At 55.4% G+C, this 14,447-nt stretch carries 18 protein-coding genes and 1 pseudogene; 13 read left to right on the top strand and 6 right to left on the bottom strand.

Translation table 11 applies throughout. The features are described 5' to 3' along the window. Positions 1-4 precede the first annotated feature (4 nt). From fliJ to rcsA, 10 genes and pseudogenes are all read left to right on the top strand, one after another. A complete protein-coding gene (gene fliJ / locus ACOTW6_RS10725) occupies positions 5-448 on the top strand; it encodes a flagellar export protein FliJ (protein WP_006811155.1) in 444 nt (147 codons plus the stop codon). Next, entirely contained in the window at positions 445-1,653 is a 1,209-nt protein-coding gene (gene fliK, locus ACOTW6_RS10720) for a flagellar hook length control protein FliK (protein WP_213789156.1), read from the top strand. Before fliJ ends, fliK begins: the two co-directional genes overlap by 4 nt. Positions 1,654-1,759: 106 nt before the next feature. Then, positions 1,760-2,230 (top strand): flagellar basal body-associated protein FliL, encoded by a 471-nt coding sequence (fliL, locus tag ACOTW6_RS10715; protein ID WP_003859598.1) that lies wholly within the window; start codon positions 1,760-1,762, stop codon positions 2,228-2,230. 4 nt (positions 2,231-2,234) lie between these two features. Then, on the top strand, positions 2,235-3,239 hold the full coding sequence (gene fliM, locus ACOTW6_RS10710) for a flagellar motor switch protein FliM (protein ID WP_003859594.1): 1,005 nt from the start codon (positions 2,235-2,237) through the stop codon (positions 3,237-3,239). After that, complete coding sequence (gene fliN / locus ACOTW6_RS10705) at positions 3,236-3,649, top strand: flagellar motor switch protein FliN (protein ID WP_003859592.1); 414 nt, start codon at positions 3,236-3,238, stop codon at positions 3,647-3,649. The genes fliM and fliN overlap by 4 nt, the downstream gene beginning before the upstream one ends. A 2-nt stretch (positions 3,650-3,651) precedes the next feature. Beyond that, positions 3,652-4,026 (top strand): flagellar biosynthetic protein FliO, encoded by a 375-nt coding sequence (gene fliO / locus ACOTW6_RS10700; RefSeq protein WP_003859591.1) that lies wholly within the window; start codon positions 3,652-3,654, stop codon positions 4,024-4,026. Further along, the gene (gene fliP, locus ACOTW6_RS10695) at positions 4,026-4,763 is read left to right on the top strand and encodes a flagellar type III secretion system pore protein FliP (protein WP_213789155.1); all 738 of its coding nucleotides are present in this window, start codon (positions 4,026-4,028) and stop codon (positions 4,761-4,763) included. Before fliO ends, fliP begins: the two co-directional genes overlap by 1 nt. A 10-nt stretch (positions 4,764-4,773) precedes the next feature. Continuing rightward, the gene (gene fliQ / locus ACOTW6_RS10690) at positions 4,774-5,043 is read left to right on the top strand and encodes a flagellar biosynthesis protein FliQ (RefSeq protein WP_003859587.1); all 270 of its coding nucleotides are present in this window, start codon (positions 4,774-4,776) and stop codon (positions 5,041-5,043) included. Between the two features lie 6 nt (positions 5,044-5,049). Further along, a pseudogene (gene fliR, locus ACOTW6_RS10685) lies at positions 5,050-5,842 on the top strand (flagellar biosynthetic protein FliR); the annotation flags it as partial. Between the two features lie 290 nt (positions 5,843-6,132). Beyond that, positions 6,133-6,756, top strand: a complete 624-nt coding sequence (gene rcsA, locus ACOTW6_RS10680) for a transcriptional regulator RcsA (protein ID WP_017383340.1) — start codon at positions 6,133-6,135, stop codon at positions 6,754-6,756. 99 nt (positions 6,757-6,855) lie between these two features. Here the strand turns inward: rcsA and dsrB are convergent, their stop codons facing one another. Further along, positions 6,856-7,044, bottom strand: coding sequence for a protein DsrB (gene dsrB / locus ACOTW6_RS10675; RefSeq protein ID WP_003859583.1), 189 nt, complete (start codon positions 7,042-7,044; stop codon positions 6,856-6,858). Between the two features lie 128 nt (positions 7,045-7,172). Between dsrB and yodD the strand changes: the two genes are divergently transcribed. Both yodD and ACOTW6_RS10665 read left to right on the top strand, forming a co-directional pair. Next, positions 7,173-7,400: a YodD family peroxide/acid resistance protein gene (yodD, locus tag ACOTW6_RS10670; RefSeq protein ID WP_017383339.1), complete on the top strand. Its 228-nt coding sequence runs from the start codon at positions 7,173-7,175 to the stop codon at positions 7,398-7,400. 295 nt (positions 7,401-7,695) lie between these two features. Next, on the top strand, positions 7,696-8,496 hold the full coding sequence (locus ACOTW6_RS10665) for a mannosyl-3-phosphoglycerate phosphatase-related protein (RefSeq protein WP_062932909.1): 801 nt from the start codon (positions 7,696-7,698) through the stop codon (positions 8,494-8,496). Here ACOTW6_RS10665 and dgcQ read toward each other — a convergent pair. The 3 genes from dgcQ to ACOTW6_RS10650 form a co-directional block, all read right to left on the bottom strand. Next, the gene (gene dgcQ, locus ACOTW6_RS10660) at positions 8,481-10,181 is read right to left on the bottom strand and encodes a cellulose biosynthesis regulator diguanylate cyclase DgcQ (protein ID WP_213789154.1); all 1,701 of its coding nucleotides are present in this window, start codon (positions 10,179-10,181) and stop codon (positions 8,481-8,483) included. The genes ACOTW6_RS10665 and dgcQ overlap by 16 nt on opposite strands. An 84-nt stretch (positions 10,182-10,265) precedes the next feature. Then, positions 10,266-10,448: a YodC family protein gene (locus tag ACOTW6_RS10655; protein WP_003859574.1), complete on the bottom strand. Its 183-nt coding sequence runs from the start codon at positions 10,446-10,448 to the stop codon at positions 10,266-10,268. Between the two features lie 77 nt (positions 10,449-10,525). Further along, positions 10,526-11,437, bottom strand: a complete 912-nt coding sequence (locus tag ACOTW6_RS10650) for a DUF808 domain-containing protein (RefSeq protein ID WP_017383336.1) — start codon at positions 11,435-11,437, stop codon at positions 10,526-10,528. A 178-nt stretch (positions 11,438-11,615) separates the two neighbouring features. Between ACOTW6_RS10650 and yedA the strand changes: the two genes are divergently transcribed. Beyond that, positions 11,616-12,530 carry a drug/metabolite exporter YedA gene (gene yedA, locus ACOTW6_RS10645; RefSeq protein WP_047053558.1) on the top strand — a complete coding sequence of 305 codons (915 nt, stop codon included), beginning with the start codon at positions 11,616-11,618 and terminating at the stop codon, positions 12,528-12,530. Here the strand turns inward: yedA and ACOTW6_RS10640 are convergent. Both ACOTW6_RS10640 and ACOTW6_RS10635 read right to left on the bottom strand, forming a co-directional pair. Continuing rightward, positions 12,502-12,993 (bottom strand): very short patch repair endonuclease, encoded by a 492-nt coding sequence (locus tag ACOTW6_RS10640; RefSeq protein ID WP_017693140.1) that lies wholly within the window; start codon positions 12,991-12,993, stop codon positions 12,502-12,504. The genes yedA and ACOTW6_RS10640 overlap by 29 nt on opposite strands. Next, positions 12,974-14,407: a DNA cytosine methyltransferase gene (locus tag ACOTW6_RS10635; protein ID WP_094058366.1), complete on the bottom strand. Its 1,434-nt coding sequence runs from the start codon at positions 14,405-14,407 to the stop codon at positions 12,974-12,976. The genes ACOTW6_RS10640 and ACOTW6_RS10635 overlap by 20 nt, the downstream gene beginning before the upstream one ends. Positions 14,408-14,447 lie beyond the last annotated feature (40 nt).

Genomic DNA, 14,447 nt, shown 5'->3' with positions numbered 1-14,447 from the left:
GGTCATGGCGCAGAACAGCGCGTTATCAACGCTGAAAGATCTGGCTGAAAAAGAAGTTGATGATGCCGCATTGCAGCTTGGCGCAATGCGACGCGGGTGCCAGCAGGCTGAAGAACAGTTGAAGATGTTAATCGACTATCAGCATGAATATCGCACCAACCTTAACACCGACATGACGCAGGGCATTGGTAGCCAGCGCTGGATTAACTATCAGCAGTTTATCCAGACGCTGGAAAAGGCGATTGAACAGCATCGCCAGCAGCTTAACCAGTGGACGCAAAAAGTCGATACCGCGCTGAATTTCTGGCGCGAGAAAAAACAGCGGTTGCAGGCCTGGCAAACCTTACAGGACCGGCAGATTGCAGCCTCGACCCTGGCGGAAAACCGTCTGGATCAGAAAAAAATGGATGAGTTTGCCCAGCGCGCATCAATGAGGAAACCAGAATGATCACACTGCAACAACTGCTGATGACCGACAGCGACTCGTCCGGCGGCACGCTGAGCGGAAAAGGCGCTGAGGGCGCGCAAGATTTTCTCTCTTTGCTGGCGGGCGCGCTGACCGAGACCACCGACAAAGGCAAAGATGCCCCGCTGACGGATCTGAAAGCGGCGGGCAGCAAGCTGTCGACAGCGGCAAAGGAAAGAAACGGTGATACCACGCTCCAGGCCAAAATTGCCGAACTGCTCTCCCGTCAGGAAAGCCTGATCGGTGAAGATACCGCCGTCTCCCTGCAAAGCCTCGTCTCCGGCCTGAAACCCGCAGCGAATACCGATGCGCTGAAGACGCTGACCCAGCCGGACGCGAAAGCAAACAGCGAGACCACGACTGAAGAAGAGGAGCTGGCCGGGTTAAGCGCGCTGATGGCGATGTTACCGCACCAGCAGACTACCACCCCGGTAGCGACGCAGCCTGTGAGCACCGGGGAGATCGCCCCCCGAGCCGCCCTCCCCTCTGCGCTAGCCCAGACGGACAACGCCCAGCATCAGCCGCTTAGCCAGGCGTTAACGGCTCAGGAAAAAATGCCGGTTCAGGACAGCGACACGTCGCTGCCCGCCACGGCAGCCGTTACGCCAGCCGTCGCCGCCGTCGCGGAGAAGCAGGACGTAGCGAGCACGGCGTCGCCTGCCGCCAGCCCAACCGCGACGCTGGCCCCCATCGTCAGTCACCTGGCGCCTTCACAGCCTGCCGCTACCGTTGCGACAGCGCCGGTATTAAGCCAGCCGCTGGGCACGCACGAATGGCAGCAGAATCTGAGCCAGCACATCACCCTGTTCACAAAGCAGGGACAGCAGACCGCAGAGCTGCGTCTGCACCCGGAGGATCTGGGTCAGGTGCAAATTTCGCTTAAGCTGGACGACAACCAGGCGCAGTTGCAGATGGTTTCGCCCCACAGCCACGTTCGCGCGGCGCTGGAAGCGGCCCTGCCGATCCTGCGCACGCAGCTTGCGGAAAACGGCATTCAGCTTTCCCAAAGCAGCGTCAGCAGCGAGGGCTTTGCCGGGCAACAGCAGTCCTCATCCGGGCAGCAACAGCACGCTTCGCGTTCTGGCCAGCATGGTGGGTTTAACGATGAGAGCGAAGAGTTATTGCCTGCCCCTGCCGCCCTGCAATCCGCCGCGCGCGGCAGCCGTGCCGTAGACATCTTTGCCTAAACGCCAGAGGTAACGTGATTATCCCCGTCTTTTCCACGCTTTGACCTAAGCCGGACACGGGATAATCACCGTATTAAGCTGTACCGAAACAGGAAGCTCGTATCAGATGACAGACTCCGCTATCACCAAAAAAAGCAAGCGTTCCATCTGGATCCCGCTGCTGGTGTTGATTACCCTCGCGGCCTGCGCCACCGCAGGCTACAGTTACTGGCGTATGCAGCAGGAACCCTCCAGCGCGGCCGCCAAAGCTGAAGCGCCGCCTCCACCGGCGCCGGTCTTCTACCCGCTGGATACGTTCACCGTGAACCTGGGCGATGCGGATCGCGTGCTTTACGTGGGTATTACGCTGCGTCTGAAAGATGAAGCGACCCGTGCACGCCTGAACGACTACCTGCCAGAAGTGCGTAGCCGTCTGCTGCTGCTGTTTTCTCGTCAGGATGCCTCCGCGCTCGCCACCGATGTGGGCAAGCAAAAGCTGGTCGATGCCATAAAACAGACGCTGGCGACCCCGCTGGTAAACGGCCAACCTAAGCAGGAAGTCACTGACGTTCTGTATACAGCCTTCATTCTGCGGTAACGACATGGGCGACAGTATTCTTTCTCAGGCAGAAATCGATGCGCTGCTCAACGGCGACAGCGATAAAAGTGACGAACCGAAACCGGGTCTGACCGGCGACGATAATATTCGTCCCTACGATCCCAATACCCAGCGTCGCGTGGTGCGCGAGCGTTTACAGGCGCTGGAGATCATCAACGAACGTTTCGCACGTCAGTTCCGTATGGGGCTGTTTAACCTGCTGCGTCGTAGCCCGGATATCACCGTCGGTGCGATCCGCATTCAGCCGTATCATGAGTTTGCCCGCAACCTGCCGGTGCCAACCAACCTTAACCTGATCCATCTGAAACCGCTGCGCGGTACCGGCCTGGTTGTGTTCTCGCCAAGCCTGGTGTTCATCGCGGTGGATAACCTGTTCGGTGGCGATGGCCGTTTCCCGACCAAAGTGGAAGGCCGCGAGTTTACCCATACCGAACAGCGCGTGATTAACCGCATGCTGAAGCTGGCGCTGGAATCCTACAGTGACGCGTGGAAAGCGATTAACCCGCTGGAAGTGGAGTATGTGCGTTCCGAGATGCAGGTGAAGTTTACCAACATCACCACCTCCCCGAATGACATCGTCGTGAACACCCCGTTCCACGTCGAGATCGGCAACCTGACGGGCGAGTTCAACATCTGTCTGCCGTTCAGCATGATTGAACCGCTGCGCGAACTGCTGGTGAACCCGCCGCTGGAGAACTCACGTCACGAAGATCAGAACTGGCGTGAAAACCTGGTGCGTCAGGTGCAGCATTCGCAGCTGGAGCTGGTGGCCAACTTCGCCGACATCTCCATGCGGTTATCGCAGATCCTGAAATTACAACCCGGCGACGTTTTGCCGATAGATAAACCCGACCGCATTATTGCCCATGTGGATGGCGTACCCGTGCTGACAAGCCAGTACGGCACGATTAACGGCCAGTATGCGTTACGCGTTGAGCACTTGATCAACCCGATTTTGAATTCGCTGAATGAGGAACAGCCCAAATGAGTGACATGAACAATCCGTCCGATGAAAACAGCGGAGCACTGGACGATCTGTGGGCTGACGCGTTAAACGAGCAGAAAACGACGCCGACGAAAAGCGCGGCAGACGCGGTCTTTCAGCAGTTAGGCGGCGGCGACGTCAGCGGCACGTTGCAGGACATCGACCTGATTATGGACATTCCGGTCAAGCTCACCGTTGAGCTGGGTCGCACCCGCATGACCATTAAAGAGCTGCTGCGCCTGACACAGGGTTCCGTGGTGGCGCTTGACGGTTTAGCGGGTGAGCCGCTGGATATTCTGATCAACGGCTACCTGATTGCACAGGGCGAAGTGGTGGTGGTGGCCGATAAATACGGCGTACGTATCACCGACATCATTACCCCTTCCGAACGCATGCGTCGTCTGAGCCGTTAAGTATGAAAACCCAGGCAACACTGTCCGCGCCCTCCGCCGTACCCGGCTCACCGCTGCTCCAGGTGAGCGGCGCGCTGTTCGGTATTATTGCCTTTATCCTAATCGCCGCCTGGCTGGCAAAGCGTTTCGGTCTGGCGGGGAAAACGGCCGGTACCCGCGGGTTGAAGGTCAGCGCCAGCACCCCGCTCGGGCCGCGCGAACGCGTGGTCATTGTGGAGGTGGAAGATGCGCGACTGGTGCTGGGCGTGACCGCCTCCAGCATTAACGTTCTTCACACGCTCCCCCCTGCGCCTGCCACGGTGGAGGCTAACGCCCAGGCCCCTGCGGATTTCCAGTCCGTTATGAAGAGTTTGCTCAAGCGTCCCGGGAGATCCTGATGCGCCGTTTGTTATTCCTTACGCTGGCAGGCCTGAGCCTGTTCGCGCCCTCTGTGTATGCGCAACTGCCGGGGCTGGTTTCCACGCCGATGGCGAACGGGGGGCAAAGCTGGTCCCTGTCCGTGCAGACGCTGGTGTTCATCACCTCGCTGACCTTTATCCCGGCGATCCTGCTGATGATGACCAGCTTCACCCGCATCATCATTGTGTTTGGCCTGCTGCGCAACGCGCTCGGCACGCCGTCCGCGCCGCCCAATCAGGTGCTGCTGGGTTTAGCCCTGTTCCTGACCTTTTTCATTATGTCGCCGGTGATCGACAAGATTTACACCGAGGCCTACCAGCCGTTCAGCGAAGATAAAATTTCCATGCAGGTTGCCCTGGAAAAGGGCGCCCAGCCATTACGTGAATTTATGCTTCGCCAGACGCGCGAAGCGGATCTGGCCCTGTTTGCCCGTCTCGCTAACACCGGTGAGTTACAGGGACCGGAAGCGGTGCCGATGCGCATTCTGCTCCCGGCGTATGTGACCAGTGAGCTGAAAACGGCATTCCAGATTGGCTTCACCATTTTCATTCCGTTCCTGATTATTGACCTGGTGATCGCCAGCGTCCTGATGGCGCTCGGGATGATGATGGTCCCGCCCGCAACCATTGCCCTGCCCTTTAAGATCATGCTGTTCGTGCTGGTCGACGGCTGGCAGCTGCTGGTCAGCTCGCTGGCGCAGAGTTTCTACAGTTGAGGAGCGCGCAATGACGCCTGAGTCGGTCATGATGATGGGCACGGAGGCGATGAAAGTCGCGATTGCCGTCGCCGCGCCCCTGCTGCTGGTTGCGCTGGTCACCGGTCTGATTATCAGTATTCTCCAGGCCGCCACGCAGATTAACGAAATGACCCTGTCATTCATCCCGAAGATCATTGCCGTCTTCGTGGCGATTATCGTTGCCGGGCCATGGATGCTCAATTTGCTGCTGGACTATATGCGCAACCTGTTCACCAATCTGCCTTACATCATCGGCTGACGGACAATGCTGCATTTCACCAGCGATCAGTTTGTTCAGTGGCTCGGGATCTATTTCTGGCCGATGCTGCGCATCATGGCGCTGATCTCCACCGCCCCCATACTCAGTGAAAAGTCGGTGCCTAAACGCGTCAAAATTGGGCTGGGCATGGTTATCACCATTATCGTTGCCCCTACCCTGCCAGCGGTGGATATCCCGATCTTTTCCCCGAATGCGATCTGGATTGCCCTGCAACAGGTGATGATTGGCGTGGCGGTCGGGTTTACGATGCAGCTCGCCTTCGCCGCGGTACGAACGGCGGGTGAACTGATCGGTTTGCAGATGGGCCTGTCTTTCGCGACGTTCGTTGACCCGGGCAGCCACCTGAATATGCCCGTGCTGGCGCGTATTATCGACCTGCTGGCGATGCTGTTGTTTCTCTCGTTCAACGGCCACCTGTGGCTCATCTCGATGCTGGTGGACACCTTCCACACGCTGCCGATTGGCGACAACCCGGTAAACAGCAACGCGTTTCTGGCGCTGGTGCGGGCTGCCGGGCTGATCTTCCTCAATGGACTGATGCTGGCGCTGCCGATCATTACCCTGCTGCTCACCGTTAACCTCGCATTAGGTTTACTCAACCGAATGGCTCCGCAGCTGTCGGTATTCGTCATCGGCTTTCCGGTGACTTTGACGGTTGGCCTTTTATTAATGTCATTATTGATGCCACTTATCGCCCCCTTCTGCGAGCATTTATTCAGCGAGATATTCAATCTGTTAGCGGATATTGTCAGTGAACTTCCACGCAAATAATAACCCGCAGTGTTTGCAATGTCTTTCTGAGGATATTCCTAAAAATAATCTCGAAAAACATCTACCAGGATATATCTGACGCGGTTTAAATGTTTCTAACCACCTCACAATACTTAATATTTACTTTACTTTAAGATGATTCCTGGCAAATTATACGTAACTTTACGGGATAGTGAGTTCGCCTGAAAGTCTTTGTCATGCTCACAGGTTTTATTAGATTTTTTCCATCCCGTATGGCTGTTTATGAGCTCTCAGGCAGGTGGTGAATTATCGTTACGCATTGAGTGAGGGTATGCCATGTCAACGATCATTATGGATTTATGCAGCTACACCCGGCTAGGGTTAACCGGGTACTTAGCAAGCAGAGGGGTAAGAAAGAGAGACATCAACGATGCACACACCGTTGAAGAACTCGCAGCCGCTTGTGACGCCCACAAGCCCGGCGTGGTGTTTATTAATGAGGACTGTTTCATTCACGACCCCGCTAACAGTCAGCACATTAAGCAGATCATTAATCAGCATCCTAAGACCCTGTTTATTGTTTTTATGGCGATCGCCAATATTCATTTCGATGAGTATTTGTTGGTGCGTAAAAACTTATTAATCAGTTCGAAATCGATTAAACCAGAGTCGCTTGATGATATCCTGGGCGATTATTTGAATAAAGAAGTTAAGAATGTAGGGGCGGTTAACTTACCCACCCTATCATTAAGCAGAACTGAATCAAGTATGCTAAGAATGTGGATGGCTGGACAAGGGACAATTCAGATCTCAGACCAGATGAATATCAAGGCAAAAACAGTATCGTCACACAAAGGAAATATTAAAAGGAAAATTAAAACGCATAATAAGCAAGTCATATACCATGTCGTACGCCTGACAGATAATGTGACGAATGGGATTTTCGTTAATATGCGCTAATTTGCACGGCCATGTTGTACCCTACCTTGATCTCTGGCCTGGCCAGAGATTTTGCTTTTCAGCAGCCGGAGCCGGGGAGAAGACGCCCCCGACGCCGCCCTATTCCGCCGTTTCCACAAAGATCCCATCCGGGTGGCCCAGTTCGTTGAAGAACCAGATGCCGAGCGGGTAATCTTCCAGCGACACCAGATACATTGTGCCTTCATTAAACTCTTCTATTGCCAGCACCACGCCCGGGCGGCGCGGCCCACCGTCCGTTTTGACGGTTACCCGATCGTTGACCTTCATACATTCCTCCTGTGGTTTTGAGCCAGTGTAGAACAAATTACATTGCCTGGCATCGCCGCCTGGCGCGAATGGCGTTTTTGTGTGCGGTCTATACTTAGCTGTTGAGACGGTTAAATGAGGAACCCGCCATGAAGACTGACAAAGAGTACAGCGACACCATTAAGCGTGAGGTTGAAGTGGATGTCGATGCCCTGCTTGCCGCCATCAATGAAATTAGTGAGTCCGAAGTTCATCGCGCGGAGGATAATTCAGACCGTGTCGTGGTCAATGGTCGGGATTACCATACCTACCGTGAACTGGCTGAGGCATTCGAGCTGGACATCCATGATTTTAGCGTCTCGGAGACGAATCGCTAAGACGAAAAAAATCCCGGTCATGGGGATGACCGGGATCAAACTTGCTTATGCAAGAAGCACTTGTAAATTCGTTACACCAGGAAATCTGATGCAGGTAAGACATTATCCCCAACAGAATTGTCTTACAAGCATATATTCTCTTAGCGAATATTATGTTTTATACATGTGAATTTTGGTTATGAGTATAAACATGCGCCGCGTGTGGGTTTGTCGGGATCGTTACCACTTCAACGGCGCGTCAATGCCTATTTTTTTTAAGATTTTTCTTAGGCAAAATTATCATCCGGGAGACATTATGCCTTCGCTTGAGGAGACTCTGCTTGTCTTTACCGACCTCGACGGCACGCTGTTGGATTTTCACACTCTCGACTGGCAGCCTGCGGCCCCCTGGCTGGAAAAGTTAATGGATGAACAGATACCGGTCATTTTATGCAGCAGCAAAACCGCGTCCGAGATGGATGACATCCAGCAGGAGCTGGGGCTTGGCGGGCTGCCCTATATTGCGGAAAACGGCGCGGTGATCCAGCCTGACGTACGGTGGGAAAACGCCGCACGGTTCATCTCAGAAAAGAAGCATGACGAGATCCGGCAGTGTATTGCCCGGGTACGCCAGGCCATGCATCTGAAATTCACCACCTTCGATGATGTGGACGAGCGCGTGGTCGCCGAATGGACCGGGCTGAGCCGTCCCCGTTCGGTGCTTGCGCGTAAACACGAGGCTTCCGTGACGCTGATCTGGCGTGACAGTGATGAACAAATGAAACGCTTTGCCGCCGAACTCGCCCGGCAGGGGCTGAAGATCGTCCAGGGAGCACGCTTCTGGCATATTCTGGACACCTGCTGCGGCAAAGACGTGGCGGTTCACTGGCTTGTGGACCAGTATCGCCTGCACGAGGGCTACGAACCGACGACCCTGGGCCTGGGCGACGGCCCCAATGATGCCCCGCTGCTGGACAGCGTAGGCTTCGCCGTGGTGGTGAAAGGCTTCAACCGGGAGGGTGTCAGCCTAAAGAACAACGATCCCGCCCGGGTTTATCACACTCAGCACACCGGGCCAGCCGGCTGGCGCGAGGGGCTTGATTACTTTTTGACGTGATCCTGCCAGATGACCCGGTTACGCCCGCGCTGTTTCGCCTCATAAAGACGCGCATCGGCGGTGGATTGCAGATTTTCGAAGAGGTAATTGCCCTTCTCCTGCGCGCCAGAGACGCCAAACGACGCACTCACGCGCAGGGTGGTACTTTTCTTAATCAGGATCTCTTTGCTGTCGATACGCTCGCGGATCTGCTCTGCGACTTCCGCCGCCTCTTCAAGCGTCATGCCGGGCAGCACCACACAGAACTCTTCCCCCCCGACGCGTCCGGCAATATCTTTATCACGAAGGGTGCTGGCAATCAGCCCCGCGGCATGGGACAACACCTTATCACCCGCCTGATGCCCGAACCGATCATTGATGCTCTTGAAGCAGTCCAGATCGATCTGGATGACCGAGAAAGGCAGCGACTGCTGTTCACACTGCTTCGCCAGTATTTTCGCCTGCTCGAACAGCGACCCACGATTATTCAGCCGGGTCAGAGGATCATGCCAGGCCTGCCATTGCAGCGAGTTCTGCATCGAATACATATTACTGACCATGCGCCGGATCACCAGCCATGAGATGAGCAGCATCGCGGTAAACAGCGCCCAAAGCAGTGCCAGCACAATGCTGATGCTGCCGAAATCGCCGCGCACCCCTTCATCCAGGGTATGTACGCGCAGGATGACGCCATCAAAATGGTCGAGACGCTCCCAGCTGACAAAACGACTCCCCAGGCGAATGCCGCCTTCGGAATCCGATTCTATCGCGTGCGCTATCTGGGCTAATTCGCGCGCGTCAAAATGATTAACGTCCGCAGCCGGTGATTCAGACGTCGCAAGCAGGGTAAGCCGACTGTCATACAGCTGGTATTCCCCCTCCGGGTTATCCCCGACGGCTTCCACCAGCAGGCGACGCAGGGTGGCAAAGGTGAAATCCATCGCCACCACGCCATACCAGACGTGATTGTAGTAAACCGGCACGCTGGCGGTAATCAGCGGCTTTTTGCCCACAAAGGAGGAAGGCGGCGAGATAAACCAGCGCACGGCACGCGCACGGTTTTCACGCTCGGACTGTTGGGTAAACCAGGGCTGAGTGACCAGATGGTAATAGCGCTGCACGATATCGCTGGAATTTCCCGGCATATCCGTTTCCAGAAAGAATCCGGCGCGAGAGACATAAATCACGCGCTCTTCGTTGCGGGAAGAGCTGGATGCCAGACGCAGCAAATACCCCACTTCAAGCGCGGCGGACAGTTCATTATCAAGGTACTCATCATCACGGTTCAGAAGGGTTGTCTTGTCAACGAAAGCATCCGAAACACCGTTGATCGGTAACGTGCGCCGTTTATCAACCGCAATTTGCCAGGTGGGAGACGTGCGCAAATGCGCAAAACGCTTTACCGCATCATGCAGCGCGCCAAACGCCAGCGGCGTTTCCAGCGCATCACGCATGCTGTGACGAAAAAACAGCATTTTATCGACGCTGAACTGAAGCTGTCTGTCCAGCGCACTGGCAACCGTTTCCAGATGGTTACGCTGGCTGGAGATATAAGCATCTTCCAGTACCACGACTTCGCGCCAGGTCAGGAGAGTGGAAAAGATCAGGACAACGATAAAACAGAGGTTAACAATCAAACGGGGATTGCTACGCTTATGCAGCCACTGCAAAAATGATTGTTTTACAACAAAGGTATCGTGCTGCACACACACTCCCTGATTGTCGCTCACCATCCGATATGATAAGTCTTCTGCCAGTAAAAACGCCCGGCAAGGCCGGGCGTTGTGTGATTAAGCCTTGTCGCGTTTTTGCCTTTTATTCGCAGGCTGAAGCTCGTCTTCACGAAAAGCCTCCCGCTTAATGCCGTATCCATCATGCCACCGACACTCCACCATTCCGCTGGAATACCCGGTGACGATCATGCCTGGACCACCATTTTTAGGCTTAACTTCATCACTGATCAAAAAGACCATACCTGCCTCCTGTATCAGGGTGAAACGTTTTCAATTTAGACGAGGAATGGTCTTTTTGCATCCGGGGTCAGCAATAATTAATGCGATTTCCCGCGTACTTTTTCAACCAGCTTAACAACGGCTACCACAATCAGACCGACGATAAAGCCCAGTACGAGATTAAGCAGTGTGGGCAGGATCGCAGCGACTACCGCTCCCTGGCCTGACGCAAAATGTTCAATCATGTGATGCAGCGAAGCAACACCGTGAACGATAATGCCGCCGCCGACCAGGAACATTGCCAGGGTTCCCACCACCGACAAGGTTTTCATCAGCCACGGCGCCAGCACCAGCAGGCTTTTCCCGATGCCGCGCGCAATTGCGCTGGATTTTTTTTCCAGCCAGAAGCCGATATCGTCCAGCTTGACGATCAGTCCGACCAGGCCATAAACCCCTATCGTCACGAGGATCGCAATGCCGGACAGGATCAGCACCTGGTTCATCAGAGGGGCATCTGAGACGATCCCCAGCGTAATCGCCACAATCTCGGCCGAGAGGATGAAGTCCGTGCGGATCGCGCCTTTGACCTTATCGCGCTCGAACGTTTTTGGATCCTGCGCGGCCAGCGCTTCCAGACGCTGCTGGCGCATTTCCGGGGTGTCTTTCTCTTTGCGTGCAGCGAACATATGCAACACTTTTTCGGCACCCTCGAAGCACAGGAACGCCCCGCCAATCATCAGCAGGGGCGTAATGGCCCAGGGTATAAAGGCGCTAATCAGCAGCGCCAGCGGAACGAGGATCACCTTGTTAATAAAGGACCCTTTCGCTACGCCCCACACCACCGGCAACTCACGGTTCGCCCGCACGCCGCTGACCTGCTGCGCGTTAAGCGACAAATCATCTCCCAGTACCCCGGCGGTTTTTTTCGCCGCCAGTTTTCCCATAACCGAAATGTCATCCAGCAAGGTGGCGATATCGTCCAGCAATGTTAATAAGCTACTTCCTGCCAAAATCTCTATCCTTCTTTTTTTGCTAATTAAGTGAATAGTATGGAACAAAACTCACCGCCCGGAAACAGGCACCTCACGTCAACAAAAATTTCACATTAACTACACAATTAAAGCACTCGCCAGCCCGATAGTTTTGGCGTTAACTATGAGCGAACTTTTTATTTCGTCGTGAGGGACTATGCGTTTTCGGCATTTACTACCGCTCATTGGAGCACTCTTTTCCCTGTATATCATCTGGGGATCCACCTATTTTGTCATTCGTATAGGCGTGGAAAGCTGGCCCCCGCTGATGATGGCCGGTATTCGTTTCCTTACGGCTGGCGTGCTGCTGATGGCGTTTTTATTGCTGCGCGGCCACAGGCTACCGCCGCTGCGTCCCCTGCTTAACGCCGCCCTGATTGGCCTGCTGCTGCTGGCGGTGGGCAATGGCGCGGTAACCGTCGCCGAACACCAGAACGTGCCGTCGGGCATCGCCGCCGTGGTCGTCGCGACCGTGCCGCTGTTTACGCTCTGCTTTAGTCGTCTCTTCGGGATCCGCACCCGTAAGCTCGAATGGCTGGGCATCGCGATTGGGCTTGTGGGTATCATCCTGCTGAACAGCGGCGGTAACCTGAGCGGGAACCCCTGGGCTGCCGTTCTGATCATGATCGGCTCCATGAGCTGGGCCTTCGGCTCGGTCTACGGCTCTCGCATCGAGCTGCCCTCCGGGATGATGGCGGGTGCCATTGAGATGCTCGCGGCAGGCATTGTGCTGCTGATGGCCTCCGCGTTGACGGGTGAAAAACTGACGGCGATGCCAGACCTTTCAGGTTTCCTGGCCGTTGGGTATCTGGCGCTGTTTGGCTCCATTATCGCCATTAACGCCTATATGTACCTGATCCGCAACGTCTCACCGGCGGTTGCCACCAGCTACGCCTACGTTAACCCGGTGGTTGCCGTGCTGCTGGGTACCGGTTTTGCGGGCGAAGTGCTGTCGACGATTGAATGGCTGGCGCTGGGTGTGATTGTCTTTGCCGTGGTGCTGGTCACGCTGGGTAAATATTTGCTGCCCGCGAAACCGATTATTACGACGTGTGAGGTGGAGAAACCGTGATCGGGTGAATGCCCTGGGTATCGATCTGCGCGGCCTGACCGCCGCCGCAGATCCACTCTTCCAGCCGCTCCGTCAGTTCCACGTCATTCAGCTTCATTCTTCCGCGCAGCGCGCACTCCCAGACAATCAGCACCCGCCAGCCCTGAGCGTAAAGCTGCGAAACATCGCGTTTATCACGCTCGACGTTCCTGCCAATCTTCTCGAGCCAGAAGTCGGTGCGTGTCGCCGGGACTTTAAACAGATAGCAGTCATGATGATGCCAGAAACAGCCGTGGGTGAAGATGATGCACTGGTACGCGTCGATGACGAAATCAGGACGCCCGGCAAGCGTGGCATCCTGAACCCTGAATTCAAACCCGACGGCGGTCAGGAGGCCCGCGATCCGTTTTTCGATCGCGGTATCACGCGTGCCGATGGCACGCATGTTTTTACTGCGCGTGGCCTTATTGTGAACGTCCGCCATTGACGGCCTCGCTCTGACGAAGCTGAACGGCCTTGCTGATGCGTGAGGCCAGCAGTTTTGCTACCGCGGCAAAGGCGGGTACCACCACCGAGTTGCCAAACTGACGATAGGCCTGGGTATCCGACACCGGGATGCGAAAACTGTAGCCCTGCGGCGTCTCAAAGCCCATTAAGCGGGCGCACTCGCGCGGCGTTAAGCGCCGCGGTCGGTGCTGTTGGTTCTGTGGATCGTCAAAATCTTTTTCGCCCAGCGCCTTATCCCAGCCGCGATCGATAAGAATTTCCGCGCCATCTTTGTAATAGCGCGCCGACAGCGTACGCGTCACGCTGTCAGGATTAAGCGGATTGACCATGCCAAACCCAAAGCCATTGCCTTTGGCCTGATGCTTTTTGGCATAGCGATAGAGGTATTTCCACAGCACCGGGGTCAGAATGAATTTCGCATCGACGGCGGGCTCCAGCAGATCGGCCACCGTCGGTCGGCGCGCCGGGTACAGCGAGGGTAAATCACGCAGCGTAAAATCGCCTTTCAGATTGAGATCGCGGCGAAAGCCCACCAGCACGATGCGTTCGCGATGCTGTGGCAGGAAGTGTTTGCCGTCGATAATTTTCGGATCGTCCGGCCCCATGTCCTCTGCATCCGCCACGTCGTAACCCAGTTCATCCAGCGTTTGCATGATAATGCGGAAGGTTTTACCGCCGTCATGACTCTTTAAATTCTTGACGTTCTCCAGCACAAAAATTGCCGGGCGGCGGGCATCAATAATCCGGGCAACGTCAAAGAAGAGTGTTCCTTGCGTATCACAGGCAAAGCCGTGTGCGCGTCCCAGCGCGTTCTTCTTCGACACGCCAGCCAGCGAGAACGGCTGACACGGAAAACCTGCCAGCAGCACGTCATGCGCCGGAATGGTATTGCGAATGTGTTCGGCGGCCTCTTCATCGCTGACGCCGGTTTTGTGGCTCAGCGTGACATCACGAATATCCGCGTTGAACTGGTGCGCGTCGGGATCGCAGTACCAGTTGGCTTTATAGGTACGGACGGCATGTTTATTCCATTCACTGGTGAACACACACTGCCCGCCAATAGCTTCAAAGCCATGGCGAATGCCGCCGATACCGGCAAAGAGATCGATAAAGCGAAAGGCATAATTTGGATGCGCAGCAGGAGGACGCGGCAGCAAATTTTGCAGATAGCGGAACTCACCGTCGCTCAGGCGGTGCCCTGCCCTGTCGCTTATCAGCAGCCGCTTGAGTATCGCCGGGCTCCAGTGGCTCTCGCCATGGGCCACCAGCTGGTTTGCCAGCGTTTTAGCATCATACATTTCCAGCAGCTGACGCAGGAGTGCCTGCACGGCTGCCGTTGATTTCTCAACCCGCTCAGGCGCGGGCACAGTCACTGATCGATTTTCCTGCATTCTCTTAACCGGACAATAAAGACAGAAAACAGAGTACCAC

The sequence above is a fragment of the Enterobacter cloacae complex sp. IR5403 genome (assembly GCF_049238705.1).
GTDB lineage: Bacteria > Pseudomonadota > Gammaproteobacteria > Enterobacterales > Enterobacteriaceae > Enterobacter > Enterobacter hormaechei_C.
Note: the sequence above shows the minus strand (reverse complement) of the source record. Positions and strands in the feature narration are given on the sequence as shown.